Below are 5,906 nucleotides of genomic sequence, written 5' to 3' on the forward strand. Positions count from 1 at the left end.
GATCCTCATAGAAGCCATCTCACCGGACGGGGCGCGGCGGTTTCGCCAGCTTCTAACGGTCGCCCAAATAGACGGACTAGGTGGTCCCCAGTTGCTTTAAGCCGGGGGTCATTTTCTGTCTTTGGGTTGTTCTTTGAAATTGTTGATGTTGATGAAGGGACATGTGGGCGACGGCGCTCAGGTCCGGGGCTTTAAGGCTCGGATACCTGATATTTAAGTCGTTGTCTGTATTGTCCTTCGTATCCATTACGTTTGATAGTGCAGGTATCGGCTCCTTAAACGTAGCTGATCTGGTTGATTGCCTTAGGGTGATGCTGGATTGGTTATGAACTCAAACTTGAGAGTTTGATCCTGGCTCAGAACGAACGCTGGCGGCATGCCTAACACATGCAAGTCGAACGAAGTCTTCGGACTTAGTGGCGCACGGGTGCGTAACGCGTGGGAACCTGCCTTTAGGTACGGAATAACAGTTAGAAATGACTGCTAATACCGTATAATGTCTTCGGACCAAAGATTTATCGCCTTTAGATGGGCCCGCGTTGGATTAGGTAGTTGGTGGGGTAAAGGCCTACCAAGCCGACGATCCATAGCTGGTCTGAGAGGATGATCAGCCACACTGGGACTGAGACACGGCCCAGACTCCTACGGGAGGCAGCAGTGGGGAATATTGGACAATGGGGGAAACCCTGATCCAGCAATGCCGCGTGAGTGATGAAGGCCTTAGGGTTGTAAAGCTCTTTTACCAGGGATGATAATGACAGTACCTGGAGAATAAGCTCCGGCTAACTCCGTGCCAGCAGCCGCGGTAATACGGAGGGAGCTAGCGTTGTTCGGAATTACTGGGCGTAAAGCGCGCGTAGGCGGTCTATTAAGTCAGGGGTGAAATCCCGGGGCTCAACCCCGGAACTGCCCTTGAAACTGCTAGACTAGAATCTTGGAGAGGCGAGTGGAATTCCGAGTGTAGAGGTGAAATTCGTAGATATTCGGAAGAACACCAGTGGCGAAGGCGACTCGCTGGACAAGTATTGACGCTGAGGTGCGAAAGTGTGGGGAGCAAACAGGATTAGATACCCTGGTAGTCCACACCGTAAACGATGATAACTAGCTGTCCGGGCACATGGTGCTTGGGTGGCGCAGCTAACGCATTAAGTTATCCGCCTGGGGAGTACGGTCGCAAGATTAAAACTCAAAGGAATTGACGGGGGCCTGCACAAGCGGTGGAGCATGTGGTTTAATTCGAAGCAACGCGCAGAACCTTACCAGCTTTTGACATCCTGATCGCGGATTAGAGAGATCTTTTCCTTCAGTTCGGCTGGATCAGTGACAGGTGCTGCATGGCTGTCGTCAGCTCGTGTCGTGAGATGTTGGGTTAAGTCCCGCAACGAGCGCAACCCTCATCCTTAGTTGCCATCATTTAGTTGGGCACTCTAAGGAAACTGCCGGTGATAAGCCGGAGGAAGGTGGGGATGACGTCAAGTCCTCATGGCCCTTACAAGCTGGGCTACACACGTGCTACAATGGCGATGACAGTGGGCAGCTAACCCGCGAGGGCACGCTAATCTCTAAAAGTCGTCTCAGTTCGGATTGTTCTCTGCAACTCGAGAGCATGAAGGCGGAATCGCTAGTAATCGCGGATCAGCATGCCGCGGTGAATACGTTCCCAGGCCTTGTACACACCGCCCGTCACACCATGGGAGTTGGATTCACCCGAAGGTGGTGCGCTAACCCGTAAGGGAGGCAGCCAACCACGGTGGGTTCAGCGACTGGGGTGAAGTCGTAACAAGGTAGCCGTAGGGGAACCTGCGGCTGGATCACCTCCTTTCTAAGGATATGGCCGAAAGCGTCCGATCTCGTATCGGAAAGAGCTTCGTCCTTTCCAAAGAACACTGCCGTCGTCCTCATGTCCTTTCATCACTGGAGATTGTCACCAAGGTCTTATGATCTTTGTGGCATGCACCTGAGCTGGCTCTCGTGCCCTGCGGCCCTTGGGCTGTGCAAGGGCGCTGGATGGGCCGGTAGCTCAGGTGGTTAGAGCGTACGCCTGATAAGCGTAAGGTCGCTGGTTCGAGTCCAGCTCGGCCCACCATTTACTCTAAGAAACTTAGGAATGGGGCCTTAGCTCAGCTGGGAGAGCACCTGCTTTGCAAGCAGGGGGTCATCGGTTCGATCCCGATAGGCTCCACCAGTTTCTTGGGTACGAATGGTTAAATGATCCACTTGGTGCTTGAACTTGGCACGAGTGGCGACTAGATGGCCGCTTCTCCAGTGAATGGAACAACATATCCCGCCCGAGGTAACACTCAGGGTGCGGTAGCAAGAGGATTGCCTCTTGCGTCTTTGACATTGTGAATGGGTTTTTAAATCGATGCCGTGGCGCATTGGTTTTGTGGTAGTCTTTACGACTATCTCGAAACGAATTGCGACACACAGATGATTATATAATCTGGCTGAGATTATCGTCCGCATGATTGCGGCAGGTTAGCAGCATGATGCTGTTGGCTTCTGGTGTTTATGCAAGACCAGGGGCTGATGGATATCAGGCCTGTCGTTGATGGTGTGGATTCTCAAGCGTGAGGTAAGAGCATTTGGTGGATGCCTTGGCATGTACAGGCGATGAAGGACGTGGCACGCTGCGATAAGCGTCGGGGAGTTGTGAGCAAACTTTGATCCGGCGATTTCCGAATGGGGAAACCCACCTTCACCATTTCTCTCGTTCAATGGTTCGCCATTGGGTGAGTGAGGTGGATAAGGTATCATCTTAGCGAATAAAATAGCTTTGGTGAAGCGAACCCGGAGAACTGAAACATCTCAGTACCCGGAGGAAAAGACATCAACCGAGATTCCGTTAGTAGTGGCGAGCGAACGCGGACCAGGCCAGTGCCTTTCATTCAATTAGCAGAACACTTTGGAAAGAGTGGCCATAGCGGGTGACAGCCCCGTATGCGAAAATGATGTGAAAGGACTCGAGTAGGGCGGAACACGTGAAATTCTGTCTGAACATGGGGGGACCACCCTCCAAGCCTAAATACTCGTACATGACCGATAGCGAACAAGTACCGTGAGGGAAAGGTGAAAAGCACCCCGATTAGGGGAGTGAAACAGTACCTGAAACCGAATGCTTACAAGCAGTTGGAGCCTCTTTAGGGGGTGACAGCGTACCTCTTGCATAATGGGTCAGTGACTTAATCTAACATGCAAGCTTAAGCCGATAGGTGTAGGCGAAGCGAAAGCGAGTCTGAATAGGGCGACTGAGTATGTTGGATTAGACCCGAAACCCGGCGATCTAGGCATGACCAGGTTGAAGGTGCAGTAACATGCACTGGAGGACCGAACCATTTAATGTTGAAAAATTATTGGATGAGTTGTGTTTAGGGGTGAAAGGCCAATCAAGCCGGGAAATAGCTGGTTCTCCGCGAAATCTATTGAGGTAGAGCGTCGGATGTATGCCGATGGGGGTAGAGCACTGGATGGGCTAGGGCGACGCGAGTTGTACCAAACCTAACCAAACTCCGAATACCATCGAGTCTTATCCGGCAGACAGACGGCGGGTGCTAAGGTCCGTCGTCAAAAGGGAAACAGCCCTAACCTACAGCTAAGGTCCCCAAGTCATCACTAAGTGGGAAAGCATGTGGGAACCCCAAAACAACCAGGAGGTTGGCTTAGAAGCAGCCATCCTTTAAAGAAAGCGTAACAGCTCACTGGTCTAAATAAGGGTTCCTGCGGCGAAAATGTATCGGGGCTAAAGTGATGCACCGAAGCTTAGGGTTCAGAATTTATTCTGAGCGGTAGCGGAGCGTTCCGTAAGCGAGTGAAGCCGAAGGGTAACCGACGGTGGACGTATCGGAAGTGCGAATGCTGACATGAGTAGCGATAAAGAGGGTGAGATGCCCTCTCGCCGAAAGACCAAGGGTTCCTGCGCAATGCTAATCAGCGCAGGGTGAGCCGGCCCCTAAGACGAGCCCGAAGGGGGTAGTCGATGGGAACCACGTTAATATTCGTGGGCCTGAAGATGTGTGACGGATTGCGGAAGTTGTTCACTCTTAACGGATTGAGTGGGCGGCCAAGTAGTCCCAGGAAATAGCCTCTTCATATAGACCGTACCCGAAACCGACACAGGTGGTCAGGTAGAGTATACCAAGGCGCTTGAGAGAAGTATCCTGAAGGAACTCGGCAAATTGCCTCCGTACCTTCGGAAGAAGGAGGCCCCATTAGTGCGCAAGCATTAGTGGGGGGCACAGGCCAGGGGGTAGCGACTGTTTATCAAAAACACAGGACTCTGCTAAGTCGGCTTCAAGACGACGTATAGGGTCTGACGCCTGCCCGGTGCTGGAAGGTTAAGAGGAGGAGTGCAAGCTCCGAATTGAAGCCCCAGTAAACGGCGGCCGTAACTATAACGGTCCTAAGGTAGCGAAATTCCTTGTCGGGTAAGTTCCGACCTGCACGAATGGCGTAACGACTTCCCCACTGTCTCCAGGATATGCTCAGCGAAATTGAATTCTCCGTGAAGATGCGGAGTACCCGCGGTTAGACGGAAAGACCCCGTGCACCTTTACTGCAGCTTCAGAGTGGCATTAGGAAAGAGTTGTGTAGCATAGGTGGGAGGCTTTGAAACATTGACGCCAGTTGATGTGGAGCCATAGGTGAAATACCACCCTGCTGTTTTCTGATGTCTAACCTCGCACCGTTAGCCGGTGTAGGGACCCTCTGTGGCGGGTAGTTTGACTGGGGCGGTCGCCTCCTAAAGAGTAACGGAGGCGCGCGATGGTAGGCTCAGGACGGTTGGAAACCGTCTGCGAGAGTGCAATGGCATAAGCCTGCCTGACTGCGAGACCGACAGGTCGAGCAGAGACGAAAGTCGGTCATAGTGATCCGGTGGTCCCTCGTGGAAGGGCCATCGCTCAACGGATAAAAGGTACGCCGGGGATAACAGGCTGATGATTCCCAAGAGCTCATATCGACGGAATCGTTTGGCACCTCGATGTCGGCTCATCACATCCTGGGGCTGGAGCAGGTCCCAAGGGTTTGGCTGTTCGCCAATTAAAGTGGTACGTGAGCTGGGTTCAGAACGTCGCGAGACAGTTTGGTCCCTATCTGCCGTGGGCGTCGATACTTGAAAGGAGTTGCCCCTAGTACGAGAGGACCGGGGTGAACATACCTCTGGTGTACCTGTCATCCTGCCAAGGGTGCCGCAGGGTAGCTATGTATGGACGGGATAACCGCTGAAAGCATCTAAGCGGGAAGCCTCCCTTAAGATTAGGTATCTTCGAGTCGTGATAGACCATCACGTTGATAGGCCGGGTGTGGAAGTGCGGTAACGCATGAAGCTAACCGGTCCTAATAACTCTGATCACGCTTTAACGGACCTTGTGGCAACACAAGTATCCGGAGAATCCCACCATCAATGACAGTCCTGATAACAGGCCGCCATGATGGACGGTATCAAGCCAGATTGCATCGATATTACCCGCAGGCCACATTGCTTGGTGGCCATAGCGCCTGTGACCCACCCGATCCCATCTCGAACTCGGACGTGAAACCAGGCAGCGCCGATGGTACTAATGCTCAAGCATTGGAAGAGTAGGACGTCGCCAGGCATTGTAGCCTGCGGGCATATAAAAACCCATTCATAATCACATCAAAAAGCCGCTGCCGGTGCAAACCGAGCGGCGGCTTTTTGGTCTCTGCCTCACACAGGCACAGACCAATCCATGGCGCGGGGTGGAGCAGTCCGGTAGCTCGTCAGGCTCATAACCTGAAGGTCGCAGGTTCAAATCCTGCCCCCGCAACCATAAAAACCCATGCACAACTCAACATCACCAGCCCGCACACCCGCGGGCCTGAAGGCGTGTCTGGAGCCAAGAGGTGCAGATGGGCGAGCCGCCGCAGGGCGAACCAGAGGGACGCAA

Annotated in this window: 3 tRNA genes and 3 rRNA genes; all 6 read left to right on the forward strand. The window is 53.1% G+C overall.

The features are described 5' to 3' along the window. Positions 1 to 333 precede the first annotated feature (333 nt). The 6 genes from GRI91_RS15770 (at position 334) to GRI91_RS15795 (ending at position 5,789) form a co-directional block, all read left to right on the forward strand. Positions 334 to 1,822, forward strand: a 16S ribosomal RNA gene (locus GRI91_RS15770). Between the two features lie 187 nt (positions 1,823 to 2,009). Next, positions 2,010 to 2,086 (forward strand) — tRNA-Ile (locus GRI91_RS15775). A gap of 23 nt (positions 2,087 to 2,109) precedes the next feature. Continuing rightward, positions 2,110 to 2,185 (forward strand) — tRNA-Ala (locus GRI91_RS15780). A gap of 381 nt (positions 2,186 to 2,566) precedes the next feature. After that, positions 2,567 to 5,357: ribosomal RNA gene (locus GRI91_RS15785) — 23S ribosomal RNA — on the forward strand. A gap of 122 nt (positions 5,358 to 5,479) precedes the next feature. Beyond that, positions 5,480 to 5,594, forward strand: a 5S ribosomal RNA gene (rrf, locus tag GRI91_RS15790). Together the 16S, 23S and 5S rRNA genes with 3 tRNA genes alongside form the textbook arrangement of a ribosomal RNA operon. A gap of 118 nt (positions 5,595 to 5,712) precedes the next feature. Then, positions 5,713 to 5,789 (forward strand) — tRNA-Met (locus GRI91_RS15795). Positions 5,790 to 5,906: the final 117 nt, after the last annotated feature.

The sequence above is a fragment of the Altericroceibacterium endophyticum genome (genome assembly GCF_009827595.1).
GTDB lineage: Bacteria > Pseudomonadota > Alphaproteobacteria > Sphingomonadales > Sphingomonadaceae > Altericroceibacterium > Altericroceibacterium endophyticum.